The sequence below is a fragment of the Frigoribacterium sp. Leaf44 genome, from assembly GCF_001421865.1.
Classification (GTDB): domain Bacteria; phylum Actinomycetota; class Actinomycetes; order Actinomycetales; family Microbacteriaceae; genus Frigoribacterium.
This window is the reverse complement of record NZ_LMLG01000001.1, coordinates 1,316,213-1,341,194: the sequence shown is the minus strand read 5'-3', so window position 1 is coordinate 1,341,194 and position 24,982 is coordinate 1,316,213. Positions and strand designations below refer to the sequence as shown.

Annotated in this window: 30 protein-coding genes; 13 read left to right on the top strand and 17 right to left on the bottom strand. The window is 71.4% G+C overall.

The genetic code is table 11. From position 1 onward, the window contains the following. Nucleotides 1-376 precede the first annotated feature (376 nt). The 6 genes from ASE87_RS16640 to ASE87_RS06180 form a co-directional block, all read right to left on the bottom strand. Nucleotides 377-949, bottom strand: a complete 573-nt coding sequence (locus tag ASE87_RS16640; protein WP_056226668.1) for a TetR/AcrR family transcriptional regulator — start codon at nucleotides 947-949, stop codon at nucleotides 377-379. A 92-nt stretch (nucleotides 950-1,041) separates the two neighbouring features. After that, nucleotides 1,042-1,671, bottom strand: coding sequence for a hypothetical protein (locus ASE87_RS06195; protein ID WP_056226666.1), 630 nt, complete (start codon nucleotides 1,669-1,671; stop codon nucleotides 1,042-1,044). A gap of 183 nt (nucleotides 1,672-1,854) precedes the next feature. Further along, nucleotides 1,855-2,241 carry a hypothetical protein gene (locus tag ASE87_RS06190; protein ID WP_056226664.1) on the bottom strand — a complete coding sequence of 129 codons (387 nt, stop codon included), beginning with the start codon at nucleotides 2,239-2,241 and terminating at the stop codon, nucleotides 1,855-1,857. Nucleotides 2,242-2,251: 10 nt separating this feature from the next. Then, nucleotides 2,252-2,512 (bottom strand): hypothetical protein, encoded by a 261-nt coding sequence (locus ASE87_RS06185; RefSeq protein ID WP_056226662.1) that lies wholly within the window; start codon nucleotides 2,510-2,512, stop codon nucleotides 2,252-2,254. 130 nt (nucleotides 2,513-2,642) lie between these two features. Then, the gene (locus tag ASE87_RS16040) at nucleotides 2,643-3,023 is read right to left on the bottom strand and encodes a nuclear transport factor 2 family protein (protein ID WP_157489693.1); all 381 of its coding nucleotides are present in this window, start codon (nucleotides 3,021-3,023) and stop codon (nucleotides 2,643-2,645) included. A 101-nt stretch (nucleotides 3,024-3,124) separates the two neighbouring features. Next, a complete protein-coding gene (locus tag ASE87_RS06180) occupies nucleotides 3,125-3,574 on the bottom strand; it encodes a hypothetical protein (RefSeq protein ID WP_157489691.1) in 450 nt (149 codons plus the stop codon). A 131-nt stretch (nucleotides 3,575-3,705) separates the two neighbouring features. Between ASE87_RS06180 and ASE87_RS06175 the strand changes: the two genes are divergently transcribed. The 6 genes from ASE87_RS06175 (at nucleotide 3,706) to ASE87_RS06150 (ending at nucleotide 6,871) form a co-directional block, all read left to right on the top strand. Next, nucleotides 3,706-4,038, top strand: coding sequence for a cbb3-type cytochrome c oxidase subunit I (locus ASE87_RS06175; protein ID WP_235472205.1), 333 nt, complete (start codon nucleotides 3,706-3,708; stop codon nucleotides 4,036-4,038). A gap of 93 nt (nucleotides 4,039-4,131) precedes the next feature. Then, complete coding sequence (locus tag ASE87_RS06170) at nucleotides 4,132-4,350, top strand: hypothetical protein (protein WP_043594879.1); 219 nt, start codon at nucleotides 4,132-4,134, stop codon at nucleotides 4,348-4,350. Between the two features lie 201 nt (nucleotides 4,351-4,551). After that, entirely contained in the window at nucleotides 4,552-5,049 is a 498-nt protein-coding gene (locus ASE87_RS06165; protein ID WP_056226655.1) for a helix-turn-helix transcriptional regulator, read from the top strand. Nucleotides 5,050-5,102: 53 nt separating this feature from the next. Beyond that, complete coding sequence (locus tag ASE87_RS06160) at nucleotides 5,103-5,663, top strand: GNAT family N-acetyltransferase (protein ID WP_056226653.1); 561 nt, start codon at nucleotides 5,103-5,105, stop codon at nucleotides 5,661-5,663. A gap of 209 nt (nucleotides 5,664-5,872) precedes the next feature. After that, nucleotides 5,873-6,397, top strand: a complete 525-nt coding sequence (locus tag ASE87_RS06155; RefSeq protein ID WP_056226651.1) for a DUF427 domain-containing protein — start codon at nucleotides 5,873-5,875, stop codon at nucleotides 6,395-6,397. Between the two features lie 33 nt (nucleotides 6,398-6,430). Next, on the top strand, nucleotides 6,431-6,871 hold the full coding sequence (locus ASE87_RS06150; RefSeq protein ID WP_043594883.1) for a membrane protein: 441 nt from the start codon (nucleotides 6,431-6,433) through the stop codon (nucleotides 6,869-6,871). A 33-nt stretch (nucleotides 6,872-6,904) separates the two neighbouring features. On the opposite strand, the gene ASE87_RS06145 is transcribed toward ASE87_RS06150, so the two are convergent. Next, a complete protein-coding gene (locus tag ASE87_RS06145) occupies nucleotides 6,905-7,495 on the bottom strand; it encodes a hypothetical protein (protein WP_056226649.1) in 591 nt (196 codons plus the stop codon). 287 nt (nucleotides 7,496-7,782) lie between these two features. Between ASE87_RS06145 and ASE87_RS06140 the strand changes: the two genes are divergently transcribed. Further along, on the top strand, nucleotides 7,783-9,354 hold the full coding sequence (locus ASE87_RS06140) for an MFS transporter (RefSeq protein WP_056226647.1): 1,572 nt from the start codon (nucleotides 7,783-7,785) through the stop codon (nucleotides 9,352-9,354). Here the strand turns inward: ASE87_RS06140 and ASE87_RS06135 are convergent. The 8 genes from ASE87_RS06135 to ASE87_RS06100 form a co-directional block, all read right to left on the bottom strand. Further along, nucleotides 9,351-9,893: a hypothetical protein gene (locus ASE87_RS06135; protein WP_137848193.1), complete on the bottom strand. Its 543-nt coding sequence runs from the start codon at nucleotides 9,891-9,893 to the stop codon at nucleotides 9,351-9,353. The two genes, ASE87_RS06140 and ASE87_RS06135, sit on opposite strands and share 4 nt — an antisense overlap. A gap of 20 nt (nucleotides 9,894-9,913) precedes the next feature. Beyond that, on the bottom strand, nucleotides 9,914-10,393 hold the full coding sequence (locus ASE87_RS06130) for a heme-degrading domain-containing protein (RefSeq protein WP_043594885.1): 480 nt from the start codon (nucleotides 10,391-10,393) through the stop codon (nucleotides 9,914-9,916). A 133-nt stretch (nucleotides 10,394-10,526) separates the two neighbouring features. Beyond that, nucleotides 10,527-11,750 (bottom strand): glycosyltransferase, encoded by a 1,224-nt coding sequence (locus ASE87_RS06125; protein WP_056226936.1) that lies wholly within the window; start codon nucleotides 11,748-11,750, stop codon nucleotides 10,527-10,529. 47 nt (nucleotides 11,751-11,797) lie between these two features. After that, on the bottom strand, nucleotides 11,798-12,673 hold the full coding sequence (locus ASE87_RS06120) for a patatin-like phospholipase family protein (protein WP_043594886.1): 876 nt from the start codon (nucleotides 12,671-12,673) through the stop codon (nucleotides 11,798-11,800). 104 nt (nucleotides 12,674-12,777) lie between these two features. Then, nucleotides 12,778-13,827: an MBL fold metallo-hydrolase gene (locus tag ASE87_RS06115; RefSeq protein WP_082452311.1), complete on the bottom strand. Its 1,050-nt coding sequence runs from the start codon at nucleotides 13,825-13,827 to the stop codon at nucleotides 12,778-12,780. Between the two features lie 69 nt (nucleotides 13,828-13,896). Continuing rightward, complete coding sequence (locus tag ASE87_RS06110; RefSeq protein ID WP_056226642.1) at nucleotides 13,897-14,928, bottom strand: NADPH:quinone reductase; 1,032 nt, start codon at nucleotides 14,926-14,928, stop codon at nucleotides 13,897-13,899. Nucleotides 14,929-15,052: 124 nt separating this feature from the next. Beyond that, nucleotides 15,053-16,015, bottom strand: a complete 963-nt coding sequence (locus ASE87_RS06105) for an acetylxylan esterase (protein WP_056226641.1) — start codon at nucleotides 16,013-16,015, stop codon at nucleotides 15,053-15,055. 61 nt (nucleotides 16,016-16,076) lie between these two features. Next, nucleotides 16,077-17,120, bottom strand: coding sequence for an LLM class flavin-dependent oxidoreductase (locus ASE87_RS06100; protein ID WP_056226638.1), 1,044 nt, complete (start codon nucleotides 17,118-17,120; stop codon nucleotides 16,077-16,079). Between the two features lie 66 nt (nucleotides 17,121-17,186). Here ASE87_RS06100 and ASE87_RS06095 point away from each other — a divergent pair, with 66 nt between their 5' ends. Next, the gene (locus tag ASE87_RS06095; RefSeq protein WP_056226636.1) at nucleotides 17,187-17,588 is read left to right on the top strand and encodes a hypothetical protein; all 402 of its coding nucleotides are present in this window, start codon (nucleotides 17,187-17,189) and stop codon (nucleotides 17,586-17,588) included. Between the two features lie 254 nt (nucleotides 17,589-17,842). Then, a complete protein-coding gene (locus ASE87_RS06090) occupies nucleotides 17,843-18,460 on the top strand; it encodes a TetR/AcrR family transcriptional regulator (protein ID WP_052505237.1) in 618 nt (205 codons plus the stop codon). 123 nt (nucleotides 18,461-18,583) lie between these two features. Here ASE87_RS06090 and ASE87_RS06085 read toward each other — a convergent pair whose 3' ends face one another. Continuing rightward, nucleotides 18,584-19,906 carry an MFS transporter gene (locus tag ASE87_RS06085; RefSeq protein WP_056226635.1) on the bottom strand — a complete coding sequence of 441 codons (1,323 nt, stop codon included), beginning with the start codon at nucleotides 19,904-19,906 and terminating at the stop codon, nucleotides 18,584-18,586. Between the two features lie 142 nt (nucleotides 19,907-20,048). Between ASE87_RS06085 and ASE87_RS06080 the strand changes: the two genes are divergently transcribed. The 4 genes from ASE87_RS06080 to ASE87_RS06065 all read left to right on the top strand — a co-directional run bounded on the left by ASE87_RS06080 (nucleotide 20,049) and on the right by ASE87_RS06065 (nucleotide 23,611). Then, the gene (locus ASE87_RS06080; RefSeq protein ID WP_043594893.1) at nucleotides 20,049-20,906 is read left to right on the top strand and encodes a LysR substrate-binding domain-containing protein; all 858 of its coding nucleotides are present in this window, start codon (nucleotides 20,049-20,051) and stop codon (nucleotides 20,904-20,906) included. Nucleotides 20,907-20,984: 78 nt separating this feature from the next. Next, on the top strand, nucleotides 20,985-21,389 hold the full coding sequence (locus ASE87_RS06075; protein WP_056226633.1) for a hypothetical protein: 405 nt from the start codon (nucleotides 20,985-20,987) through the stop codon (nucleotides 21,387-21,389). 117 nt (nucleotides 21,390-21,506) lie between these two features. Continuing rightward, nucleotides 21,507-22,976, top strand: a complete 1,470-nt coding sequence (locus ASE87_RS06070) for an NCS2 family permease (protein ID WP_171007359.1) — start codon at nucleotides 21,507-21,509, stop codon at nucleotides 22,974-22,976. 152 nt (nucleotides 22,977-23,128) lie between these two features. Then, nucleotides 23,129-23,611, top strand: coding sequence for a VOC family protein (locus ASE87_RS06065; RefSeq protein WP_056226631.1), 483 nt, complete (start codon nucleotides 23,129-23,131; stop codon nucleotides 23,609-23,611). A 31-nt stretch (nucleotides 23,612-23,642) separates the two neighbouring features. On the opposite strand, the gene manD is transcribed toward ASE87_RS06065, so the two are convergent. Further along, entirely contained in the window at nucleotides 23,643-24,881 is a 1,239-nt protein-coding gene (gene manD, locus ASE87_RS06060) for a D-mannonate dehydratase ManD (RefSeq protein WP_056226629.1), read from the bottom strand. Between the last annotated feature and the right edge of the window lie 101 nt (nucleotides 24,882-24,982).

Below are 24,982 nucleotides of genomic sequence, written 5' to 3'. Positions count from 1 at the left end.
CGCGGCGATCGGGACGGACGTCCTGGCTATGTGGGTGCTCACCTGTGTTCTCGTCGGCTTCACCGCGGACCCTGCCCTCCTCGGGCCCATGCTGGCCGCCTTCTACGCGGCGGACATGTCGACGACCCGTCCCACCGTCACCTCCCCGTAGGCGGAGGTTCGGGCGCGCGGCAGCACCAGTTCTCGATGTTCGCGACCCTGCTCGGAGGAGCGGCGAGCGTGCCGAGCGCAGACGCTGCATCGCCATCGGACGGGCCGCAGGAAGAAGCGGCTCGAGGAGTGGTGAGAGGCCGCCCCACGCCGCCAACCGTCGAGGGAGCGAGGGCGAACGCGCACCCCCAGGCAGCAACCGCACCCAGCGAGGCCGGCGCAGTCGCTAGGCGGGGCGAAGCATGGGGTGCACGGCATCGTGCAGCACGGCGAGCTCGCGCTCGGCATCGACCTCGGCGGCCGAGAGCATACGGGCGGCAGCGAGCCCGTCGACCACCGTGAGCAGCAGCCGCGCCTGCCGGTCGAGGTCGCCGGGCACCAGCGCGTCCTGCGCCCGCAGCTCCCGCAGCCAGCCGACAACACGATCCAGCGAGCGCTCGGCGAAGTCCGTCCATGCCAACCGCGACCCCTCGCTCGACTCCGAGCCGAGCATCCCGCCGAGCACCGCAAGCCAAGTCTCAACCGGCAGGCTCGGCGGCAGCAGCTGCGCGAGGCATGCCACGAGCCGGTCGGATGCGGGAGCGTCGCGATCGGCGATGCGCGCGTCGAACGCCCGGCCGTCGGAGATGCTCGCGAACACCGCTCGGAGCAGCTCCCCCTGCGTAGGGAAGTAGTGGCGCAGGGTGCTGGCGCCGACGCCCGCCCGAGCCGCGACGGCGCGAACGCTCGGACCGGTCGCACCACCGGCCACGAGCAGCTCGCGCGCCGCGTGCAGAATCTGCTCCCGCCGCTCGCTCATCGGTGCCCGCTCATCCGTGCTCGCTCATCCGGCGCACCACATCCATCCTTCGATCCTGCCGCACCGCGCCGACGCTGCCGATGCTGATCGCGTCACGCGATGAAAGCGATGACCGTCACCGCCTCGTAGAGGGCGCCGACGATGAGCAGCACGACCACCCAGAGGTAGAGCGATGCGGTGGCCCGAAGGCCCGCGAGCCATCCGGCCCTTCGCGTCGGGAGGCCGAACCGCTGCGGCTGCACCACTCGGCGCCCCTGCACCCAGGCTGCGAACCCGACGGTCGCGTAGGCCGCACCCTCGATCGCGAGCGTGACGTAGTGGATGAGGAAGGTGGAGTCCTGAGCGCCGAACGGCGTGAAGAGCACACCCCACGAGAGCGCCCGCGCCAGCGTGAGCAGCACCCCGAGGAACGGCACGACGAGGCTCGGCAGCGTCGTCTGGACGATGGACGCGAGCAGCAGGTTCACCGCGAGCGTGACCGCTGCCGCGAGCGCGACGTTGCCGCTGCGGTACGCGTCGGCGATGACGGTGCCGACCCCCTGGGCTCCCGTGTCAGCCCCCAGCGCACCGAGACCGCCCGGCCGCAGCTCGGGGATGACGGCCGTGAGGCCGATGCCGACGAGGAACAGCCCGAGGTACCCCGCGTGGATCGCGATGAACGCGGCGCGGTGCTCGCGGACGAGGCGCATGGCCTCGGTGGATGCGTGGCGGATGTGACGCACGGCGTGCCTCTCTCGTAACGACTGGCACAGTGTACCCGCACAGTGTGCCAAACGGCGGTCTGTGATGCCATGCGCCGGGACGGCGCGAGACGCACGATGGCTTGGCGCCACTGCCGACCGAAGGGGCCGTCGATGCCGTCGGTCCGTTTCGTGGGTGTCGAGGAGCAGATGAGGTTCACCCGGTCAGGCAGTCGCGCGAGGACCGGGGCGGTTCCGATCGCGGCGAACGGCGTAGTGGGCGGTGAGGGCCGCGATCGCACCCAGCGCCACCGTGATGCCGGCATGGACGGGGTCGAGATCCTTCGTCAAGCTCGGCGGCGGCGTCTCACGGGTGGCCCAGAGCGCGATGGCGACAGCCTGTGACAGCGCCAATGCCGCTGCTGGCGGGAGCACGATTCGCCAGCGCGGACCCTTTGTGGCGGCGGCGATCCCGAGGATCAGGATGGGCGCAGTGGCGACGAGTGCCCACCCGGTGCCGACCAGGAGCGCGGAGGCCCAGGCGGTGCCGATGCTGACGCGGGCGCGATGATCGAGTGGGGCCGTGCGGCGCCACCGGTTCGGTCGAGGCATGTCCGCTCCCTCACCGGACCGTGGACGACTGCGAGCGGTGGTGCCGGTGCGCCAAGGCGGCCGCGAGCACGTACGCGCCGCCGCCGACCACAGCCATCACGGTCATGGTCGCAAGCGGTGGAAGCATAAGCGCGACTCCGGCGAGCACGGTCAGCAGCGTGCCGAGTGCGTAGTGGAGGCGGTCGCGGCGCGCGGCGCCCACCACGTCGTAACCGGGGACGAACGGGAACGCCGGCTGACCGTAGTACCGACCGAGGCGATCGCTTCGCATACCGAAACCACTCCAGGTTGTGGCACAGAGTTTCGGTTCCTACGCCGGCTGAACACCGGAAACGATCGTTTCCGAGCGACAGCACCCAGCCTGCCGGTTGGGTGCTGGCGTAGAACTCGAGCCCAGGGGTCTATGCGGACGGTTCGGCGCTGCCCGCCACTACTTGCCAACGACCCTCGATGATCGACCAAAAGCGGCGGTCCATCATGTGAGCCTCCATGCGGTGGCCTTTATCGAATACGACGATGTCCACGAGCGACGATGTCCGGCCATGACCATCTTGTTCCAGAGTTGACCGATGAAGCTCGGACAGCTTGTCGAATCGTGTTGCTCCCGAGGCATGAGCATCGAGATCAGCTGCACGGCCGATCACTGACCCGCCCGGCAACTCGAAGGTCAGGCGCTCGTAAAGCAACTCACGAAGATGGCTTACGTCGCCACCGCGCATGGCTTGGTGAAGAGCATCTTGGACTTGGTCGATGGAGCGTCCGTGATCGTCCCGCGTCGTCATGTGACGAGGCTAGTGTGCGGTTTCCGCAGACTGCGATTGACCAGAAAACGATCGTTTCTGCATGCCCGGTAGACGATCGCTCGCCGGTCACCGGCGCGTCGTCAGGAGGTGACGGTCTCGTATTCGGCGTCCATCTCTGATGCAAGCCCTTCTAGGTCAACGGCCGACGGCTCACCAGTAGCCACCCCGGTGAGGTCCACCACCATCCAGTTGCCGCCATGCACCAATGGCACGGGACCTTGTTGGGTATCGCTCCACAGGTCAAGAGCCTTGTCCAGTGCCGCCTGGTCCCCATAGAGGTCGATCTGCACGTGAGGCAGGCACAGCACTTGGTCCGTGGGCAGGGCATCGCCGTTCATCGGGGTGACAGGATCTCCGGCAGGGTCGGTGTCGCAGCTAAGGTGCTCATCAACGGAGGAGACGAGTTGGTCCATCGACGTGAAGGTTGGCAGGTCGTCGGTTCCCGCCGCAGCGGTTCCGCTGCATCCTGAGAGCAGTAAGCAGAGAACGCCTGCTCCTGCAAAAGCTTCGAGGACGCGTCGTCGGATCATCGTGTTCTACCCTTCGCGACAGTGCGGCTGGTGATGCTGCGAGCATACGCACACGACTTCAGCTCAACGCAATGTCTTCTGCTCGGTCCGTTCCGATAGGGGATCGGCCACCGGTCACATCCATCAGTCTGTTGGACGACGGGCATGTCGCGGGCATCCTGGTGCGCGAACCGGCGCGCTATGGTCCAGGCATGACGCGTCGTGCTGGTCTGACTTCCCGCCTCGTTCTGGTTGCCGGCCTGGCCGCGTTGGTTGTGGGCATCGTCGTCCTTGCCATCGCGGCGGCGCAGCCGGTGTCCTTCGGGTGGTTCGCCTATGCGCCCCTGTCGGCTACGACGTTCACAGCCGAGGGTGTGCACATGTTCTCGACCGCAAGCCTTGTGGGCGCGGCCATCGTCGTCATCAGCTTGCTCGTGCTGGCAGCATGGCTCGGCCACCGACAGGGTGTGCGCCGCAAGCCTTGACGAGGCGTCCCGATAGACGATCGGTCGGTGAGACAGTGGCTGCCGGTCAGCGGCCCGCGCGCAGTAGTTCGTCGTATCCGGCATCCTCATCACATGGAGTTCTCGTGGTGGACCTGGTCGGGGCTCGTGATCGTCGCCCTCGGGGGACTTGGGCTGATCGGACGCGCTTGTGTGATGGCCGTTCGCCGAGACGGCATCGCGCGGGCCAGGGCGGAGCGCGGTCCGAGCGCTCCGTGGTTCTGGTCCGGAATCGGGTTGCTCGTTGTGACCGGTGTCGTCCTGGCCCTCTGGGTCCTCGTGCTCGACAGCTGACTGGCTCACGTGCAGCTCTGACCGGGCAGCCGGCCGTCCGGATGGACGATCGTTCATCGGACCCCATCTGAGACCGAGGACTGCTGCGGTAGAGGTGATGATCGGGACTGGGGGCCCCGAGGTGCTCGGTCGTGAAGATGTCGGGTGTCTGTCGGGTCCGTGTCGTGGACCTCGGGGCTGGTCGTTCTTAGTGTGAGGTGCATGAACGAGACACGCATCGTCGATCTCCGGACCCAGACGGGTTGGACCCAGGAACGCCTCGCGGACGAGAGCGGCGTGACCGTCCGCACCGTCCAGAGGCTCGAGGCGGGTAACGAGGGGAGCCTGGACACGCTGTCGCGGGTGGCGAAGGCGTTCGGTGTCCCGGTTCGTGATCTCTTCGTCACGGTCGCCGAGGACGACTACGGCCGCTCCGTGACGGCGCTCGACGAGCGGACGACTCGCCAGCAGGAACGCCGAGGCCGCGTCGAGGAGGGCTTCCGAGCCCTGTACTACGGGGTGGGTGTGCTCTTCACGATCGCCGTGGTCGTCGCCGTCGCCACCGACGTCGTGCCGAACGTCGTGATCTTCTCGATTCCCGCCTACTGGGTCGCCGGGTGGTTGCTGTCGATGTTCGTGTTCCTCGTCGTCCTCAGTCCGCGCCTGGACCGCGCCTATCCCCTCTCCCGTGCCGCCACGGACGAGGCGACGAGCAGGTAGGCACATCGTTTCGCCGGGACACGGGTGTCCTGTCGACCTGCGAAGCTCGGGTCATGTCGTGGCCCCGGGCTGAAGCCCTCCGAACGGATCGTCTCTCTCTGGAGCCGCTCGCCGTGGAGCACGCGAGCGAGATGGTGGTCGCTCTGGCGCCACAGGATCTGTACCGGTTCACGGGTGGGGAGCCTCCGACGCTCGAGGAACTCGAAGCGCGTTACCGCCGTCAGTCGACGGGTCAGTCCGAAGATGGACGTGCCGGGTGGCTCAACTGGATCATCCGATCTGCTGGCGGTGGGCCGGCCGTCGGATTCGTCCAGGCGACGCTCACCCGCGAGAGGGCTGACCTCGTTGCTGACCTCGCGTGGCTGGTCACGGCCTCGGAACAGGGTCGCGGTCTCGCTGTGGAGGCGGCGACAGCTGTCGTGACGTGGCTGACCTCGATGGGTGTCGGGCGTCTTCGCGCCTACGTCCACCCTGACCACGCGGCGTCAGCCCGGGTGGCCGAACGGCTCGGGCTCGTCCCCACGTCGACAGTCGTCGACGACGAGACCCTCTGGGAAGCCGTCATCGCTCCCATGGCACAGCGGCACGAGGGCGTCCGTCAGCCGATCGTCTAGCGGGGCCTCTCGGGAGGATCAGGAGCCGGTCGCTGCATGCTTCAACGGTATGTGCGGTACGTGCGGTACGTGCGATTCGTCGGTCGGGGATCAGCCTCGTGGTGGAGTCGGGGCTCGTCCGGCCATCGCGATCGGTCGCCGGACGGCAGTGCCGTGCGTTCTCGGGCGACCCGGTGCGGCGTCTCAGCCCCGCGGCGCATCATGAGGCCATGCCCGCCTTCCGCCGCCCCTCCCGTCCGTCCCACCCCGTCCGCGTCGAGCCCGGCCCCGGGCAGGAGTCCGTCTGGGACTACCCCCGCCCGCCACGCGTCGAACCCCGCACCGAGCGCGTCGTCGTCCGTCTCGGCGGCGTCGTGGTGGCCGACACGACGGCCGCGATCCGCGTGCTCGAGACGAGCCACCCGCCCGTCTACTACCTGCCCCGCTCGGACTTCACCGCAGGAGCCCTGTCGCGCGCCGAGGGGTGCAGCCTCTGCGAGTTCAAGGGCCAGGCCGGCTACCTCGACGTGACCGGTGGGGGAGTCGTCGCGCGCCGCGCCGGCTGGACCTACGCCGCCCCCTGGCCCGGCTACGAGTCCCTCGTCGACCACGTCGCGATCTACCCGGGTGCCATGGACTCGTGCGAGATCGACGGCGAGGTGGTCCAGGCGCAGGAGGGCGACTTCTACGGCGGCTGGATCACCGCGAACCTGGTCGGCCCGTTCAAGGGCGCGCCCGGCACGATGGGCTGGTAGGGACGAGGGCCCCGACAGGAGGAGACTGGACGGATGTCCAGACGACCCCGCCCCCGCCCCACGTCCCTCGCCCGCACCTTGGGCCGCATCGCCCTCGGTGGCGCCCTGGTCTTCGCCGGCACGAGCCACCTCACGTTCGCCCGTGAGCCGTTCCAGGCCCAGGTGCCCGAATGGTTGCCGCTCGACGACGACTTCGTCGTGCTCGCCTCCGGCGTCGTCGAGATCGGCATCGGCGCGGCCCTCGTCGTCGCCCCCAAGCACCGCGTGACGGTCGGCTGGGTCGCCGCGGCGTTCTTCACCGCGATCTTCCCCGGCAACATCTCGCAGCTCGTCACGCACACCGACGCATTCGGCCTCGACACCGACGGCAAGCGCGCCTTCCGCTTGATCTTCCAGCCGCTGCTCGTCCTGCTCTCGCTCTGGTCGACGGGCGCCTGGCGCGACCGTCGCAGCATCGGCCGTCGCGCGAAGTAGACGCGACCGTTCCCCGACCCGAGGAGGCGCGGCTCAGCTCGACAGCGCCGCCACGACCACCTCGGCGTCGGGGAACCACCTCGTGTAGTGGTCGGGGTCGGCGTTGACCTGCACGGCGTGCGCCGCCTGGGTCGGCGTCAGGTCCTTCCAGCCCGGGATCGCCACGAGCTTCGTGAAGAAGCTCGTCGCCGCCGTGTAGGGGTCCATGCGCTGCTCGTAGGTGCCCCACTGGCCGTTGTCCCGCTGCTGGAAGAGCCCTCGGCTGTCGGGCCCGACGGCGTCGCCGTAGTCGATGTTCCGCAGGCTCGACTCACCCATCGCGGTCATGACGCCGATCGCCTGGGTGTGTTCTCCGATGCCCTGGGCCCGGCCCGCCAGCATGATGTAGGCGGCGTTCACGAGACGGTCCTGGCAGTAGCCGGCGACCGGCCCGGCCGGCACCTCGATGTCACCGACCATCACCGGGTCGACCTCGGGGCACGCGGGTACGGGCGTCGACGTGATCGCCGTGACCTCCTCGTCGCGAGGCGCCGTGAGGGCCGAGACGACCATGGCGATCGCGACGACGAAGGCGACGAGCCCGACTCCGAACACGACGGAGACGGTGATCAGCACGCGGCGCACGGCGGGCCTCCTGAGGGTCGGGTGGCGTGGCGATCAGCGGGCGGCGACCGGCACGGAAGTCGTCGTCGAGGATAGGCGGTCCGCTCGACAGTTCGTCCCACGTCGGCTGGGCGATCGATGGGCCTCCCTCCGAATGCCCTGGCAATCCGCCACCGACATGCCGGTAACGTTGCCGCCCGTCGACCCGACCACTCGGGCCGCGGCAGCCGGGCACCGCCCCTCCGCAGCTCGATCGCCGAGGCGCCCGTCCGACCGACCGGCGCCCGAGATCCAGAGGAACGTCGTTCATGGGAACCCCACCCACCCCTGCCCGCGAGACCCGTCCCGACCGCCCGACCCGCGCCTCCGGACGGAGGCGCCCGCGGCGTCTGCGCGTCGACGACGTCACCGTCGTCGACCCGGCGATGATGAAGCGCGCCATCGGCGGCACCGTCGTCGGCAACACCATGGAGTGGTACGACGTCGGTGTCTACGGCTACCTCGCCGTCACGATGGGCCGGGTCTTCCTGCCCGAGGCCGACCCGTCGCTGCAGATCCTCTTCAGCCTCGGCGTCTTCGCCTCGACCTACGTCGCGCGTCCGCTCGGCGGGGTCGTCTTCGGCCGCCTCGGTGACCGGGTCGGACGTCAGAAGGTGCTCGCGACCACGCTCATCCTGATGGCCGGCGCGACCTTCCTGATCGGCGTGCTGCCCGACTTCGCCGCGATCGGCGCCCTCGCCCCGGTCGCCCTCGTCGTGCTCAAGCTGCTGCAGGGCTTCTCGACCGGTGGTGAGTACGCCGGGGCGACGACGTTCGTCAGCGAGTACGCACCCGACAAGCGGCGCGGTTTCTTCGCGAGCATCCTCGACCTCGGCAGCTACCTGGGCTTCGCGCTCGGTGCCGCCGTCGTGTCGGTGCTGCAGCTGCTGACCACCGAGCAGCAGATGCTCGACTGGGCCTGGCGGCTGCCCTTCTTGCTGGCCGGCGTGCTCGGCGTGGTCGCGATCTACTTCCGCCTGAAGATCGAGGAGTCGCCCGCGTTCCAGGCGACGCAGGACGCTCAAGAGAACAAGGTGGGCGAGATCGCCGACGCGCAGGGCCGTCCGCGCAACACCCTGGCCCTCGTCCGTCAGCACTGGCGTCCGATCGTCATCGCGATCGGCCTCGTCGCCGCCTCCAACACCGTCGGCTACGCGCTGACCAGCTACATGCCGACCTACCTGACCGACTCGCTCGGCTACGACCCGCTGCACGGCACGCTGCTGACCATCCCGGTGCTCGTGCTGCTCGCCCTGCTGCTGCCCGTCGCCGGGCGCCTCAGCGACCGGATCGGTCGTCGTCCCGTCATGTGGCTCGGTGCCGCATCGGTGCTGCTGCTCGCCCTGCCCGCGTTCCTCCTGATCGGCGTGGGCAGCATCGCGACGACCCTCGCCGGGCTGTCGCTGCTCGCCGTCAGCGTCGCGCTCTGGGTGTCCAGCCAGGCGTCGTCACTGCCCGCGCTCTTCCCGACGGCCAGCCGCTACGGCGCGATGGGCGTGTCGTACAACGTCGCGATCGCCGTGTTCGGCGGGACGACGCCCCTGATCATCCAGGCGCTGCTGCAGGCGACCGGCAACGAACTCGTGCCGGCGTTCTTCCTGATGGCGACCTCGCTGATCGGTGCCGTCGCGGTGTGGTTCATGAAGGAGTCGTCGCAGCGCCCGCTTCCCGGTTCGATGCCGAGCGTGGCCACCGAGGCCGAGGCGCACGAGCTGGTCGAGACGCAGGACGCCAACCCGAACATCGACCTCGGCGACCTGCCCTTCCTCGACGCCGAGCCCGCCGAGCCCGCCGCGACGACCGCACCCGCCGCGCCGCCCTCACAGGGGACCGCGAGCTAGAGCAGTTCGGCCCGATCGGCGAGGTAGGCGGCGAGGTCGCGGACCTCGCCGGTCGCCGTGCCCCACCGCACGAGGGCGTGCCCGTCGCGGACGAGGAGGCGCTGCTCGCCGCCCTGCAACGCCGCGGTCGACAGGTCCACCGGCTCGTATGCGTAGTTGACGACCTCGCCCTCGGCGAAGTGGCCGCGCACGGCCGCCCGCCGTTCGGCCTTGCGCTGTTCGACCTGGGCGGACAGGTGCTGTGAACGGGTCGGCGTCACCGCCCGCGTGATGCGACCGGTCTCGAAGACCCGGCCGTCGGTGCCGAGCAGCAGCACGCCGAGTCGCCAGGCGCGCCCGGCGGGCTCGAGGGACTCGGCGGTCTTCACCACGACGATGCGTCGGGCGGGCTTGTAGCGGGCGAGGGCCTCGGTGCGCGCCTCGCGTGCGGCCAGGTCGGCGGCCGCCTGCTCGACGAGGGCTCGGAGCGACGCGGCCGCCTGATCGTCCGATGGGGGCTCGGGGGCCGGCACCACGCCTCCTGGGGTCGGGTCGTCCACGTGGTGCTCGGGCGGTGGGATCAGGCGTCGTAGCCGTGGTCGAGGAAGTCCTCGATCACGTCGACGACGAACGCGTGGTCGTCGGCCTGCGGCAGGCCCGAGACGCCGGCCGAGCCGACGACGCCGACGCCCGCGACCCGAACGGGGAACAGCCCGCCGTGCGCGGCGTAGAGGTCGGTGTCGAGGCGCGACTTCTCGTCGAACGTGCCACCCTGCACCCGGAAGGACTCGCCCACCCGATAGGAACTCTGCCCGTACCGCTCGACGACACGGGCCTTGCGGTCGAGCCATTCGTCGTTGTCGAGGCTGCTGCCGGGCAGGGCCGCGTGGAAGGCGCGCTGCCGACCGTGCCGCACGGTGACGGCGACGGCCAGGTCACGGCGCCGGGCCTCGGCCAGGAGGTGGGCGCCCAGGTCGAGGGCGACGTCGAGGGTGAACCGCCGGAAGACGAGACGCTCTTCTTGCTCGATGAGGGTCTGCAGCAAGGTGTCGTCGGTCATCGGTGGCCTCCTGGGGTGGTCGGGCGATCTGGTGGGGCGGCACGGGGGTGCGGCTGCGCGCCACCGCGGGACGACCCGAGCCTAGGCCCGACCCCCGTCAACGGGCTGGTGACGGAGCGTGAGCGGCGAGGGGTCAGGCCGAGGCCGCGACGCAGGGCGACCCCTGTCGCGCCAGCGACCCGCAGTAGACGCCGACGAGGTCGTCCGCCGAACGCGACCACGGGTGGTCGAGGGCGTGGGACCGGGAGGCGCGCGAGAGCCGGTCACGCAGCCCCGCGTCCGCGAGCACCTGCGTCATCGCCCGGGCCCAGGCCTGCGGGTCGCGCTGCGACAGCACGATGCCCGTGACGCCGTCGACGACCGATTCGCGGAGGCCGCCCGACGCCGCGGCGATCACCGGGACCCCGCTGGCCGCCGCCTCGAGCGCGATGAGCCCGTAGGTCTCGGAGTGGGAGGGCACGAGCACGAGGGCGGCGTCCCGCAGCAGGGCCGCGAGGCCGGGGCGTGATCGCGGGCCCAGGAAGTGCACGGTGAGGTCGAGGTCGTCGCTCAGGGCGCTCAGCTCGGACTCGTACCCGGCGAACTCGGTCGAGGCACCTCCGGCGATGACGAGGTCGGGACGCACCTCGGCGGGGACGGCCGCCACCGCGCGCAGGGCGAGGTCGGGGGCCTTGAGAGGTTCGAGTCGCCCCGCCACGACGACGTACGGGCGGCCCGGGGCGGTCCGGCCCGTTGCCGCCGGGTGGAAGAGCTCTCCGTCGACGCCCGGCAGGACGACGTGGACGCGGTCGGGCGAGCCGCCGAGACGGGAGGTGACGGTCTCGGCCTCGGCGTGGCTGATCGCGACGACGGCGTCGGACTCGCGGGCGAGCCGTTCTTCTCCGGCGATCCTGCCCGGGGACTCGGCGCGTTCGCCGTGCGAGAGGGGGGTCGAGTCGTGGGCGGCGATCGAGTGGAAGCTCTGCAGGTGGGGCACGCCGAGGGCGCGGGCCACGGGAAGCGCGGCCATGCCCGAGAACCAGTGGTGCGAGTGGACGACGTCCCACGGGCCGAGCTCGGCGAGCCGGTCACGGAACTCGTCGACGTAGAGCTCGTTGCGGCCCTTCGTGACCGGCTCGGCCGGGCCGGCGTCGAGGAATCGCAGCGTGACGCCCGGGGCGAGGGTGAGGCTCGCGGGCTCGTCGGACGAGGACCGGCGGGTCAGGATCTCGACCTCGTGACCCGCGGCGCCGAGCGCCTCGGCCTGGTTGCGGACGACGACGTTCATGCCACCGACGTCCCCGGACCCGGGCTCGGCACCGGGGGACGTGTGCAGCGACACGAGGGCGATGCGGAGCGTGGGGGAGGCGGTGGTCACGTCCCGAGGGTACCGGCCCACCGCCCCCGCGGTCTGCGCGGCGTGGGTCAGGCGACCCCGCCCGACCAGAAGGCGCGGACGTCGTCGAGGACGGCCTCGGCCTGCCGACGACCGGCCTCGGCGGCCGGGCGCCGGGTGCTCGTGGCGAGCACGTCGGTGCCGAACGCCTGCAGGGACTCGGCGTCGGCCTCGACGACCAGCACGTCCCGACCGGCGGTGCGTCGGGCGGCGACGACCTGCGGCAGGGTCGGGCCGAGCGGCGAGACGTCGAGCTCGGGGCCGCACGACAGCACCAGCACGCGGTCGTAGTCGTCGGCCAGGTCGGCGTTGGTGCCCGAGCGGACCCCGCCGTCCATGGTCGGGCGGCCGTCGACTTCGACGGTGGGCCAGACGACGGGCACCGAACAGCTCGCGGCCACGGCGCGGTAGAGGTCGACGCCCGAGCCGGCGTCCAGCGGGCGGAACGTGCCGTCGGTGGCGTCCACGGTGCAGACGGTCAGGGCGGCGTCGGGCCAGGCGGCGCCTCCGAAGCGGTCCCGCATCGTCGTGACGAGTTCGGGTTCGTCCGCGACCACGGGCGTCTCGCGCGCCAGGGCGCCGATGCGGGCCCGCGCCTCCTGCTGGTCGGTCGCCCCCGCGAGTGCCTGCCCGAGGGTCTGCTGGAACACCTCGGGGTCGATCGAGCCCGAGGGCAGCTCGGTCACGGCCTCGAACTGCTCTCGCAGGCCCTCGTCGACCCGGCCGAGTCGCACCATCGTCCCGACGACCGATCCGGCCGAGGTGCCGACGACGAGGTCGGCCTCGTCCACCGGCACGCCCGCCTCGAGCAACCTCGACAGCACGCCGAGCTCCCAGGCGATGCCGGTGATGCCGCCACCGCCCAGGACGAGGGCGGTGCGGGTGGGGGTCGTGGTCGTGCTCATGTCTCTCCTCGGTCGTGATGGCGGTCCCGGCAGGAGGCGCGGTGCGTCCCCCGGGGCCGCGCTCGACACTAGGCCGGTCACCTCGCCACGTCCTCGGGCGGGTGTCAGGCGGCGCGCAACTCGTCGGCGCGGCCGAGGTCCTGGACGTGCCACTCGGTCTGGGCGAGCGCCGAGCCGAGCCGGTAGCCGTGCAACGAGGCGATGCCGCCGCTCCACGACATCCGCTCGGCGACCTGCCACACCGTCGGCCGGTCGAGCGCGTCGAGGGCGGCGGCCGCGTCACGGCTGCGGTCGGCGCGGTGCTCGATCAGGGCCTCGGCCCGCGCGCGGAGGCCGACGAAGCGGTACTCGTGGCCGGGGCACACCTCGAGGGCGTCGGGGCCGGCGACGTCGAGCGCCACCATGCGGTCGAGCGAGGCGAGGTAGTCGGTCAACGGGTTCGCTCCCGTGCGCCCGCCGAGGCCGATGCCGGGGTTGATCCGCGGCAGCACGTGGTCGCCCGTGAAGACGAGCCTCTGCTCGGGTTCGACGAAGCAGAGGTGGCCCGCCGTGTGACCCGGGGTGTGCACCGCCCGCAGCAGCCGCCCCGCGACGGGCAGCACGTCGCCGTCGCCGAGCAGCAGGTCGGCGGTGAGCGCGGGCAGGTGGCGACCCGACCCCCACGACGCGACCAGCGCCTCCTGGTCGTCCCGGGGTGCGCCCCACCGGGCGATGTCGGCGTCGGCGGCCGCGGCGTCGGACGTGCGCTCGCCCAGCGCGCGCTGCTCGGCGGCGTGCAGGGCGATCCGCGCGCCGGAGGCCCGACGCAGGGCCTCCGCTCCGCCCAGGTGGTCGGCGTGCAGGTGGGTGACGGCGATCAGGTCGACGTCGGCGAGCGAGTGGTCGACGTCGGCGAGGGCGCTCTCGAGACGGTCGAGGTTGGCCTCGACTCCCCACCCGGGATCGATGACCGTCAGCGCACCGTCGGAACCCTCGACGACGTAGCCCAACGAGTGGTCGTCGATGCCGTCGCCGAACTCGAACGCGACCGACCAGACGCCGTGCCTGACCTCCTCGACGGGCGGCAGCTCGCCACGGCGGACGGCCTCGGCCTGCACCGGGCTGAGCGGGACGGGTGGGGCAGGAGGCGCGGGTCGGCGGGCGGCGTCGGTCACCCCGCGAGCCTAGCCAGCGCCGCCCGCCCCGCCCCGCGTCCGCCGAGACGGCGCCGGTCGACTGGTCGACTACTCGGCGGAGACCTCGATCAGCACCTTGCCGACCACGTCGCCCTCGACGGCCTCGTGTGCCGCAGCGGTCTCGGCGAGCGGGAAGGTGTGCAGCGGCAGGCCGGCGGCCTCGCCGACCGGCAGGACGCCGTCACGCAGGGCTGCGGTGACGTCCTCGACGGCCGCCTGCAGCGCCTCCTCGCCCACGGTGTAGAGCAGGACGAACTGGAACCGGGTGTTGGTGATCATGTTCGCGCGGATCGGGATGGTCGTCGTGTCGCCGCCGTTGTCGGCGTAGATGGCCACGGAGGCGCGGTGGGCGACGACCTCGGCCAACAGGTCGGCGTTCTGCGAGATGGCGACCTCGACGACGACGTCGACGCCGTCGGGGGCGATCTCGCGGATCCGGGTGGCGGCATCGTCCGTGCGGTAGTTGACGACGTGGTGGGCACCGGCGGCCGTGGCGAGGGCGGCCTTCTCGTCACTGCTGATCGTCGTGACGACGGTGGCCCCGGCCCAGCGGGCGAGCTGGATGGCGGCGTGACCGACCGCACCCGCGCCTCCTGCGACGAGGACGACGGCGCCGTCGAGGCTGCCGGGGGCCAGGCGGCTCGGGCCGTCCTCCCACACGGTGAGCGCGCGGTGGGCGGTCATGGCGGGGACGCCGAGGCTCGCACCGACGTCGAGGCCGACGCCGTCGGGCAGCGGGACGACGCGCGAGGCGGGCAGCACGGTGAACTCCTGCGCGGTGCCGGTGGGGCGCTGGTGGGCCGAGAGGTAGGTCCAGACGCGGTCGCCGACCGACAGGCCGGTGACGCCCTCGCCGACGGCGTCGACGACGCCCGAGCCGTCCTGGTTGGGCGTGACCTCGGGGAAGGGCAGCGACTCGCCGGGCCCGCCGCCCGCACGGGACTTCCAGTCGGTGGGGTTGACGCCCGAGAACACGACGCGCACCCGCACCTCCCCGGCGGCGGGTTCGGGCAGGTCGCGGTCGACGAGCTGCAGCACGGTGGGGGCGGATCCGGTCTCGGAGTACACGATCGACTTCATGCCCGGAGCCAACCAGACCCGGCGCCGCCGTGTTCCCGCCCGGGACGCCACCCAGTGGACACGGCACCGCTGCACGTCACGGTGTCGTGCCCACTCGACGGCGTCGTGTGGTGCGCGGGCCGGCTCAGGCCCCGGCGCCGCGGAACAGGGCGAGCGCCAGCAGGTCGTCCTCGAACCCGCCGCCCTCGTGCCCGTTGTACGGCCAGACCGTGACGTCGGCCGCCCCGGCGTACGCGTGGAACGCGCCGAACACCGTCGACGGCGGGCAGGTCGGGTCCATCAGCGCCGTCGTGAACAGGGCGGGGGCCGTGGCCCGCCTCGCGAAGTTGACGCCGTCGAAGTACGCGAGCACGTCGTGCACCGAGGAGGCGCGGTGCCGGTGGACCGCCAGGTAGCGTCCGATCTCCTTGTAGGGGTCGGCGTCGGTGATGACGGTCGCGCGCCGGAAGTCGCAGAGGAACGGCACGTACGCCGCGACGGCGGCGAGGTCGGGGACGAGTCCCGCGACGGCGAGGGCGATGCCCCCGCCCTGGCTGCCGCCGACGACGGACACCCGGGAGGCGTCGACGACGTCGAGCTCGCGCGCGGCCTCGACGGCGCGGACGGCGTCGGCGAACACCCGCCGGTAGTAGTAGGTCTCGCGCGAGTCGATGCCCCGCGTCATGACGCCGGGGTGGGCCGGGCCCGAACCGTCCGGGTCGGGGGTGGCGCCGAGGCTCCACCCCGAACCCTGGCCGCGGGTGTCCATCTGCAGGTGGGCGAACCCGGCCGACGACCAGAAGAGGTTCTCGACGGCGGCCCCGCGTCCGCCGCCGTAGCCGACGAACTGGACGACCGCCGGCAGCGGACCCTTCGCTGCGGCGGGCACACGCAGCCAGGCCCGGACGGGTTGACCCGCCCACCCGGCGAAGGTCACGTCGTACACGTCGACCGTCGTCAGCCCCGTCTCGACCCGGTCGACCCGCAGGTCGAGCGGGTGCGCCCGCGTCTCGGCGAGCGTGGTCGCCCAGAACTCGTCGAAGTCGTCGGGGTCCGTCTGGGTGCTGCGGTACTCCCGCAGGGCGGGTTCGGGCAGGTCGGTGAACATGCCCCCTTGTCTACCGCAGCCTGCGACGACAGCCGAGGAGGCGCGGTGCAGGAGGCGCGGCTCAGCTCACGCGGAAATGGTTCGGCACCCAGCCGAACGCCGGGGCGACGTGGTCGGCCACCGTCTGCAACAGACGGGCGTTGTAGGCGACCCCCAACTGGTTGGGGACCGTCAGCAGGATCGTGTCGGCGTCCTGGACCGCGACGTCGGCGGCCAACTGCTCGGCGATGACGTCGGGTTCGCCCACGTAGCTCTTGCCGAAGCGTGACTGCACGCCGTCGAGCAGACCGACCTGGTCTTGCGAGTCGGCCTGGGCGCGGACGCCGAAGTAGCGACGGTCCTCGTCGGTCGTGATCGGGATCACGCTGCGGCTGACGGAGACCCTCGGCTCACGGGCGTGCCCGGCGGCGCGGTAGGCCTCCCGGTACAGCGCGATCTGCTCGGCCTGCAGCTCGTCGAACGGCACCCCGGTGTCCTCGGTCAGCAGGGTGCTGCTCATCAGGTTCATCCCCTGCTCACCGGTCCAGACGGCCGTCGAGCGGCTGCCCGACCCCCACCAGATGCGCTCGCCGAGGCCGGGGGAGTGCGGCTCGACCGAGAGGCCGTGCGACCAGCCGGTCATCTTCGGGTCGGACTCGGCGACGTCGGCGCCGTCGATCGCCGCACGGAACAGCTCGGTGTGTCGGCGGGCGAGGTCGGCGTCGCTCTCACCCTCGAGGGGGACGTGGCCGAACGCCTCCCAGCCGCGCAGGGCGGGCTCGGGTGATCCACGGCTGACGCCGAGCTGCAGTCGGCCGGCGCTGATCAGGTCGGCGGCCGCGGCCTGCTCGGCCATCGAGAGCGGGTTCTCGTAGCGCATGTCGATGACTCCGGTGCCGAGCTCGATGCGGCTCGTGCGCGCGGCCATCGCCGCGAGCAGCGGGAACGGGTTGGCGGCCTGGCGCACGTAGTGGTGCACGCGCACGGCGGCCACGTCGACGCCGATCTCCTCCGCGGCCTCGGCCAGCTCGATCGACTGGACCAGCGCCTCCCGGGCGGTCGGCGTCGCCGAGCCGCGCACGTCCTGGTAATGGCCGAACGACAAGAACCCGATGCGCTTCTTCATGACCGGGCGAACGTCCGGCGTCACGAGGCCATTCCGCCGGGGGCCCGTGCTCGGTAACGTGGGGCCGTGGAGAACCGCTTTCGCATCGACGGTGACGACCTCGGCATCGACCTGCGCGCCTCCTCGGTCACGCTCGGAGACGACGGCGTCGTGGACGCCCGCATCGTCGCGGGGCGGGTGCCCGAGGTGGCGGACTGGTCCGACGAACCGCCGTCGCTGGTGTTCCGTGACGTCCCCGTGAAGTTCGACGGCGCCACCTTCGGCGCCACGGTCGACGACGACCTGCTCGACGAGCACGAGATCGTCTTCCGGCTCGGCGAGAACCTCGACGTGCACGGTGTGCTCAGCCTCGGTGCCGGCGACCGGCTGCGGTTCGTGGGCACGACCCACGTCTCGGGCGAGCCGAAGGCGTGGCGCCTCGACGTCTCGATCGGCTTCGGCGGATCGACGCGACGCACCGCGATCTGACGCGGGTCGTCGGCGACACGATGAGGCGCGGGTCGAGTCCCGGGGACACCTCGGACGACGGGTGGGGTGCGGGGTGCGCGCCCGACCTGACGACGTGGTGAGGGTCGGACGGGCGCGCACCCGCGCGGGCTCCTGATGCTTCGGGTTCACCAGGCGAACACGATGGTAGCGCCTGGATACCCGCCGGTATGCGACTTCTTCGGGGGCGGCGCGGGTGACTTCTGAGGATCACCCGCACCCGTTAGGGTCGCTGCATGGCCACCACCGCCGGGGCTCCGGTTCCCCGCATCCCTCGAGCCGAGGTCAAGCAGCGGCTGCTCGACGCGGCGGCCGAGCTGTTCTCGCGGCGCGGGGTGCACGCGACCACGCTGGACGACGTGGCCCGGGCCGCCGGGTTCAGCAAGGGCGCCGTCTATTCGAACTTCTCCTCGAAGGACGACCTGGTCCGCAGCCTCATGCGTCGCGAGACCGACGGTGCGCTCGGGGCCCTCGAGGGCATGTTCTTCCCGGGCACCTCGCTCGACCAGCTGCCCGAGAAGATCGGCACGGCGTTCGCGCCCTACGGCCCCGGCCAGGTCGAGGACTTCGCACTGATGAGCGAGTTCCGGGCCCACGCCCTCACACACCCCGAGGTGATGGCCGACTTCGTCCGCCAGCGCCGGGAGGTGCTCGACGCCCTGCACGGCCTCGTCGAGGAGGTCTTCCAGGGGCAGGCCGTCCACGTGACCGGGCTCGAGCCGCGCGCCCTCGCTCGCGTCCTCATCTGCATCACGCTGGGCGTGGCCTTCGACTGGCCCGCCACGGGTGAGCAGGCGGCCGGCGAGCTCATGGGCGACGTCGTCGCGGCCCTCACCCGGGGCGTGACGGCCTGACGGTCTGACGGTCTGACGGCCTGACGCCCGCCGCACACGGGCGAGTCCGTGCCGGACGGGCGCTCGTGCACGACCGGGACCGACGAACACGCCCGCCTCGGCGACCCGGCGCGCCGTCCGTGCCTAGCGCTGCTCGATCGTGACGACGGGCACGTGCCAGCGGGTGCGCACCTGCAGCGTCAGCTGCCCCCGACGGGCGAGCACCAGTGCCGTGACGGCGGCGGCGACGGCCGGCACGCCGCCCGAGACGATCATGCCGACGTGCGTGCCGAAGGTCTCGACGATCACGCCCATCAGCGGTCCGCCGATCGCCTGCCCGCCGAGCAGCACGAGGATGTACAGCGACATGACGCGTCCCCGGATCGCGATGTTGCTCGACATCTGCACCAGCTGGTTCGCGGCCGTCAGGAACAGCAGCGACGCGAGCCCGACCCCGACGAGCACGACGGCGAACGGCACGAGCGACGGCATCGACCCGGCCACGGCCTGCAGCACACCGGTGACGAGCACGCCGAGGACGATGGTCCGCAGCCGGATCGTGGCGCGCCGCGTCGACAGCAGGGCGCCGGTCAACGCCCCGACGGCGATCATCGAGTTGAAGAGGCCGTAGCCACCCGGCCCCACGTCGTACACGTCCGCCGCGAACGACGCCAGCAGCACGGGCATCGTGAGGCCGAACACGGCGTAGACGCCGACGAGCAGCACGGGCACGACGATCGTCGGCTTCGAGCGGGCGTAGGCGAGACCCTGCCGCAGCTGACCCCGCCCTCGGGCGGACGAGGTGACACGCGTCATCTGTGCCGTCCGCAGCATCGTCAGCATCACGACGACCACGAGGCAGGCGACGCCGTTGACGACGAACGCCCAGCCCGCGCCGACCGCCAGCAGCAGCACGCCGGCGATCGCGGGGCCGACCATGCCGCCGAGCTGGAACACGCTCGAGTTGACGCTGATCGCGTTGCGGAGGTGGGTGTGGCCGACGAGTTCGGTGACGATGACCTGGCGGGCCGGGTTGTCGACGACGGTCACCAGGCCCGTGGCGAAGGCGATGGCGAAGACGTGCCAGGCCTCGACCACGCCCGCGAGCGTCAGGGCCGCGAGTCCCAGGCTGAGCACGGCGAAGACGCTCTGGGTGGCGAGCATGAGGGCGCGCTTCGAGAAGCGGTCGACGATCACCCCGCCGAGCAGGCCGAAGAAGAGCATCGGGGCGAACTGCATCGCCACCGTGATGCCCACGGCCGTGGCGCTGCCGGTCAGCTCGAGCACGAGCCAGTCCTGGGCGATGCGCTGCATCCACCCGGCGGTCATCGCCACGACGTTGCCGGCCGTCCAGAGGCGGAAGTTGGGCACGCTGAGGGCGATGAAGGTGTGCCGCCACGGCGGGCGGGCGGTGCTGATCGGAAGAGGGGCGGTCGGGGGGAAGTCGGTGCGGGGCGGGGCGGACATCACGTTCCTGCGCTGGTGGTTCGGTTCACGGTCTGCATCAACGGTAGGGCCGGCCTGGTCATTCGGACCCCGGTGGGGGATGATCAATCGCATTGGCTTCGTGAATGACGAGGCCACGAGCCGACACGTCGAAGGAGGCGCGGTGTACGACCCCACGCTGCTCGCGACGTTCCTCGTCGTGGCCGAGACCCGCAGCTTCACCCGGGCCGCGCAACGGCTCGGCATCAGCCAGCCGACGGTCAGCCAGCAGGTCGGCCGGCTCGAGAAGGCCGCGGGCCGCACGCTCGTCGCCCGCGACACCCGGGACGTCCGCCTGACCGACAACGGCGACGCCATGGCCGGCTTCGCGCGGACCATCCTCGCCGCTCACGCCGCCGCCGAGAGCTACTTCAGCGGCTCGGCCATGCGGGGCCGCCTGCGCTTCGGCGCCGCCGACGACCTCGCCATCACCCAGCTGCCGCGCATCCTGCGCCACTTCCGCCAGCTCTACCCGCAGATCAACCTCGAGCTCACCGTCAACCAGTCCGCCCCGCTGCGCCGCCGACTCGCCGCGGGCCACCTCGACCTGATCTTCGTGAAGCAGACCGCGGGCGAGTCCGACGAGGGCACGCGCGTCGCGGGCGACGCCATGGTCTGGATCGGCCAGGAGAAGCTCGTCGTCGAGCCCGGCCAGCCCGTGCCGCTCATCGCGTACCAGGCGCCCAGCCTCAGCAGGCAGATGGCCATCGACGCCCTCGAGCGCGCCGGCCGCACCTGGCGCATCACCTGCAACACCCGCGACGTCAACGGCGTCCTCGCCGCGGTCCGCGCCGGCATGGGCGTCGCGGTGTTCCCGTTCTCGCTCATCCCCACCGACCTCGTCAAGGTCAGCGACCGGTTCTCGCTGCCCACCCTCGGCGACGTCGACTACGTGCTCGTCGCCAACCCGGGTGCCGCCCGCGAGCCCGTCGACGCCCTCATGTCGGCCATCACCAGTCGAGGCGTCAGCCGCGCCGTCTGACCCGGGCCGGCCGCGTCGTCCGGCCGCTCCGGCGCGCCGCCCCCGCCCCACCCCGGGAGGCGCGCGCAAGATGGTCGCATGAGTCACCGCCCCACACGCCGCCAGAAGTCCGCCGCTCGTCGGGACGCCCGCGTCCTCGCCGCGATCCTGGGCGGTTCCGGCCTCCTGCACCTCGTCAAGCCCGCGGCCTACGACGCGGTCGTCCCGAGGAGCGTCCCCGGCCCGGCCCGGTTCTGGACGATCGGCTCGGGTCTCGCCGAGGTCGGCATCGCCGCCGCCCTCCTCGTGCCGAGGACGCGTCCGGCGGGCGGGCTCGCCGCCGCCGCCCTCTTCGTGGCCGTCTTCCCGGCGAACGTCTCGATGGCGCTGCGCGCCCTGACGAGCGAGCGGGCCACGACCGTGCGCCGGGCCGTCACCCTCGTGCGGCTGCCCTTGCAGGTGCCCCTGGTGACGCGGGCGCTCGGCGTGCACCGCGCCTCCTAGCCTCCCGAGCGCCTCGGCGGTCGAGGGGAGGTGGGCGGGGTTGCATGGCGCACCCCCGGCACGCCCTATCCTGTTCTCTTCCCCCTCGACATCCGATCTCACCGGAGACGCATCGCCATGGCCACGAACGCCCCCGTCACCACGCCGCCGAGACCCGGAGTCGGGGGCACCCTCGACCGGTTCTTCGAGATCACCCACCGCGGCTCGACCTGGGCCCGCGAGATCCGGGGCGGTGTCGTCACGTTCGTCACGATGGCCTACATCGTCATCCTGAACCCGTTGATCCTCGGCGGCTTCAGCGCCGACCAGGCGGCCAAGGACGTGGCCGGCAACTGGCTGCAGAACGGCCAGGTGGGCGCGGTCACCGCCCTCACCGCCGGCGTCATGACGATCCTCTTCGGAACCGTCGCGCGCCTCCCGTTCGCGTTCGCCGCCGGGCTCGGCATCAACTCGTTCCTGGCCGTCAACGTCGTGCAGGACGTCACCTGGCCCGAGGCCATGGGCCTCGTCGTCATCAACGGGCTCGTCATCACGATCCTCGCCGTGACCGGTCTGCGCAGCATGATCTTCACCGCCGTGCCGGCCGCGCTCAAGACCGCGATCACCGTCGGCATCGGTTTGTTCATCGCGTTCATCGGCCTGGTCGACTCGGGCTTCGTCCGCACCAGCGGCACGTCGTCGCCGCCCGTCCAACTCGGCGACGCCGGCTCGGTGGCGACGCTGCCGACGATCACCTTCGTCATCGGCCTGCTCGTCATCGGCGTGCTGATGGCCCGCAAGGTGCGCGGGGCGATCTTCATCGGCATCGTCGCCACCACCGTCATCGCCATCGCCCTGCAGGCGATCTTCCAGGTGCCGCCGTCGAACGGGCAGAACCTCGACGACTGGAACCTCAACGCCCCGGTGCTGCCCACCCAGATCGTCGCCCTGCCCGACCTGTCGCTCGTCGGCCAGTTCAGCTTCGGTGCCTTCGCCCGCATCGGCGTGCTGTCGGCGGTCATGCTGGTCTTCACCCTCGTCTTCACCAACTTCTTCGACGCCATGGGCACGATGACCGGCCTGGCCAAGGCCGGCGACGTCGCCGACGCGAACGGCACCTTCCCCCGCCTCCGCTCGGCCCTGATCGTCGAGGGCGTCGGCGCGGTCGCCGGTGGTGCGACGAGCTCGTCGTCGAACACCGTGTTCGTCGAGTCGGCCTCGGGCATCGGCGAGGGTGCGCGGACGGGCTTCGCCTCGGTCGTCACCGGCGCCCTGTTCCTCCTCGCCATGTTCTTCACCCCGTTGACCCAGGTCGTGCCGCTCGAGGTCGCCGCCTCGGCGCTCGTGATCGTCGGTGCGCTCATGGTGTCGCAGATCAGCCAGATCGACTGGACCGACTTCTCGGTCGCGCTGCCGGTGTTCCTGACGATCATCACCATGCCGCTGACGTACTCGATCGCGAACGGCATCGGCGTCGGCTTCGTCAGCTGGGTCGTCGTCCGCGCGTTCGCGGGCAAGGCCCGTTCGATCAGCCCGCTGCTGTGGATCGTGGCCGCGGGCTTCCTGGTCTACTTCGTGCGCGGTCCGATCGAGGCGCTGCTGGGCTGACCCGGTCGGCCCGCCTTCCCGAGACGTCACGACGTGCCGCTCGCCCTCGTGGGTGAGCGGCATGTCGTGTCTCATCGACCTCGACGCCCGGCCCGGCTACCCTGAGCGCCAGGCGGCGACGGTGCCGCCGGTTCACGCCGAGGAGGCGCACCATGCCCCGCATCACCCCCACGCTCTGGTTCGGTCGTGACATCGAGACCGCAGCGGACTTCTACGTCACCCTGTTCCCGTCGTCGCGCGTCACCGACGTGTCGCGCTATCCCGACGACTTCCCCGACGCAGCCATGGCCGGTCAGGCCCTCGTCGTCGACCTCGAGCTCGACGGCCAGCCCTACCGCCTGCTGAACGGCGGCGACGGAGGGCCGAGGCCGACCGAGGCCACGTCGTTCTCGATCTCGGTCGAGACCCAGGACGAGCTCGACCACTACTGGGACGCCTTCGCGGCCGACGGCGGCCAGGAGGGGCGGTGCGGTTGGGTGACGGACCGCTGGGGCTTCTCCTGGCAGGTCGTCCCGTCGGTGATGGACCGATACCTCGGCGGGCCCGACCCCGAAGGCGCCGCCCGGGCCATGACGGCGATGATGGGCATGAACCGCCTGGTCATCGCCGAGCTGGCGGCGGCCTACGAGGGGTGAGCGACGCGCTCGCCCGCGCCGCGCCTCCTCGTCACCAGTCGTGGACGGTCCCGTCCGCCAGCCGGTTGTAGGGCAGGTAGGCCTGCGCGTACGGGTACGCCGCGGCGGCCCGCTCGTCCAGCTCGACCCCGATCCCGGGCTGCTCGCCCGGGTGCAGCATGCCGCCCTCGAAGGTGAAGCTCTGCTCGAAGACCTCGTCGGTCCTCGCACCGTGCTTCATGTACTCCTGGATGCCGAAGTTGTGGATGGCGAGCCCGAGGTGCATCGCGGCGGCCATCCCGACGGGCGAGATGTCGGTCGGCCCGTGCATGCCCGACTTGATCTGGTACTGGGAGGCGTAGTCGAGCACCTTCTTGAGGTGCGTGATTCCACCCGTGTGCGTGACGGCGCTGCGAACGTAGTCGATCAGCTGCTCGCGGATGATCTGCTGGTAGTCCCAGACGGTGTTGAAGATCTCGCCGATGGCCAGGGGAGTGGTCGTGTGCTGCCTCACGAGTCGGAGCGCCTCGGGGTTCTCGGCCGGGGTGACGTCCTCGAGCCAGAACAGGTCGTAGGGTTCGAGGCTCTTGCCCAGCCTCGCCGCCTGGATCGGCGTCATGCGGTGGTGGCCGTCGTGCAGCAGGGGGATCTCGGGGCCGAACTCGTTCCGCACCGCCTCGAACACGGTGGGCACGTGCCGCAGGTACGAACGGGTGTCCCAGTCCTCCTCGTTCGGCAGGGCTCCGCGTTGGGCGGGTTCGTGGTCGTAGCGCACGCCGCTGTTGGCGTCGAACGTGGCGTTCGAGGCGATCCCGTAGATCGACTTCAGGCCCGGCACCCCGGTCTGGATGCGGATCGCCTGGTAGCCCTGCTCCTGGTGGTCGCGGACGCTGTCGAACAGTTCCTCGAGGTCCTTCCCCGAGGCGTGGCCGTAGGTCAGCAGGCCGGTGCGCGAGGCGCCGCCGAGCAGCTGGTAGAGAGGCAGGCCGGCGACCTTGGCCTTGATGTCCCAGAGGGCGACGTCGACGGCGGCGACGGCGGCCATCGTGACCGGGCCACGCCGCCAGTAGGCGCTGCGGTACAGGAACTGCCAGGTGTCCTCGATGCGGGCCGGGTCCCGCCCGATCAACAGGGGCACGACGTGCTCGGTCAGGTAGGCGACGACGGCGAGTTCGCGCCCGTTCAAGGTGGCGTCGCCGAGGCCGGTGACGCCGTCGGAGGTCGTGATCTTCAGCGTCACGAAGTTGCGGTCGGGGCTGGTGACGATCACGTCGGCTCTGTCGATGATCATGCGGTGTCCTCTGGAGCTCGCGTCCAGGCGACGTCGATGTCACCCGGGCTGGTCCCTCCACTCTGGCGCATGCGTGGGTGGGAGGCGAGCCCGGGAGGCGC

What these genes read in the sequence shown, in the direction of transcription:
- ASE87_RS06070 (WP_171007359.1), top strand. Translation starts at nt 21,507, where the DNA reads ATGGCCACGAACGCCCCCGTCACCACGCCGCCGAGACCCGGAGTCGGG.
- ASE87_RS06165 (WP_056226655.1), top strand. Translation starts at nt 4,552, where the DNA reads ATGAACGAGACACGCATCGTCGATCTCCGGACCCAGACGGGTTGGACC.
- ASE87_RS06110 (WP_056226642.1), bottom strand. Translation starts at nt 14,928, where the DNA reads ATGAAGTCGATCGTGTACTCCGAGACCGGATCCGCCCCCACCGTGCTG.
- ASE87_RS16640 (WP_056226668.1), bottom strand. Translation starts at nt 949, where the DNA reads ATGAGCGAGCGGCGGGAGCAGATTCTGCACGCGGCGCGCGAGCTGCTC.
- ASE87_RS06090 (WP_052505237.1), top strand. Translation starts at nt 17,843, where the DNA reads ATGGCCACCACCGCCGGGGCTCCGGTTCCCCGCATCCCTCGAGCCGAG.
- ASE87_RS16040 (WP_157489693.1), bottom strand. Translation starts at nt 3,023, where the DNA reads ATGACGACGCGGGACGATCACGGACGCTCCATCGACCAAGTCCAAGAT.
- ASE87_RS06130 (WP_043594885.1), bottom strand. Translation starts at nt 10,393, where the DNA reads ATGACCGACGACACCTTGCTGCAGACCCTCATCGAGCAAGAAGAGCGT.
- ASE87_RS06140 (WP_056226647.1), top strand. Translation starts at nt 7,783, where the DNA reads ATGGGAACCCCACCCACCCCTGCCCGCGAGACCCGTCCCGACCGCCCG.
- ASE87_RS06155 (WP_056226651.1), top strand. Translation starts at nt 5,873, where the DNA reads ATGCCCGCCTTCCGCCGCCCCTCCCGTCCGTCCCACCCCGTCCGCGTC.
- ASE87_RS06160 (WP_056226653.1), top strand. Translation starts at nt 5,103, where the DNA reads ATGTCGTGGCCCCGGGCTGAAGCCCTCCGAACGGATCGTCTCTCTCTG.
- ASE87_RS06190 (WP_056226664.1), bottom strand. Translation starts at nt 2,241, where the DNA reads ATGCCTCGACCGAACCGGTGGCGCCGCACGGCCCCACTCGATCATCGC.
- ASE87_RS06180 (WP_157489691.1), bottom strand. Translation starts at nt 3,574, where the DNA reads ATGATCCGACGACGCGTCCTCGAAGCTTTTGCAGGAGCAGGCGTTCTC.
- ASE87_RS06085 (WP_056226635.1), bottom strand. Translation starts at nt 19,906, where the DNA reads ATGTCCGCCCCGCCCCGCACCGACTTCCCCCCGACCGCCCCTCTTCCG.
- ASE87_RS06170 (WP_043594879.1), top strand. Translation starts at nt 4,132, where the DNA reads ATGGAGTTCTCGTGGTGGACCTGGTCGGGGCTCGTGATCGTCGCCCTC.
- ASE87_RS06065 (WP_056226631.1), top strand. Translation starts at nt 23,129, where the DNA reads ATGCCCCGCATCACCCCCACGCTCTGGTTCGGTCGTGACATCGAGACC.
- ASE87_RS06120 (WP_043594886.1), bottom strand. Translation starts at nt 12,673, where the DNA reads ATGAGCACGACCACGACCCCCACCCGCACCGCCCTCGTCCTGGGCGGT.
- ASE87_RS06185 (WP_056226662.1), bottom strand. Translation starts at nt 2,512, where the DNA reads ATGCGAAGCGATCGCCTCGGTCGGTACTACGGTCAGCCGGCGTTCCCG.
- ASE87_RS06100 (WP_056226638.1), bottom strand. Translation starts at nt 17,120, where the DNA reads ATGAAGAAGCGCATCGGGTTCTTGTCGTTCGGCCATTACCAGGACGTG.
- ASE87_RS06150 (WP_043594883.1), top strand. Translation starts at nt 6,431, where the DNA reads ATGTCCAGACGACCCCGCCCCCGCCCCACGTCCCTCGCCCGCACCTTG.
- ASE87_RS06105 (WP_056226641.1), bottom strand. Translation starts at nt 16,015, where the DNA reads ATGTTCACCGACCTGCCCGAACCCGCCCTGCGGGAGTACCGCAGCACC.
- ASE87_RS06075 (WP_056226633.1), top strand. Translation starts at nt 20,985, where the DNA reads ATGAGTCACCGCCCCACACGCCGCCAGAAGTCCGCCGCTCGTCGGGAC.
- manD (WP_056226629.1), bottom strand. Translation starts at nt 24,881, where the DNA reads ATGATCATCGACAGAGCCGACGTGATCGTCACCAGCCCCGACCGCAAC.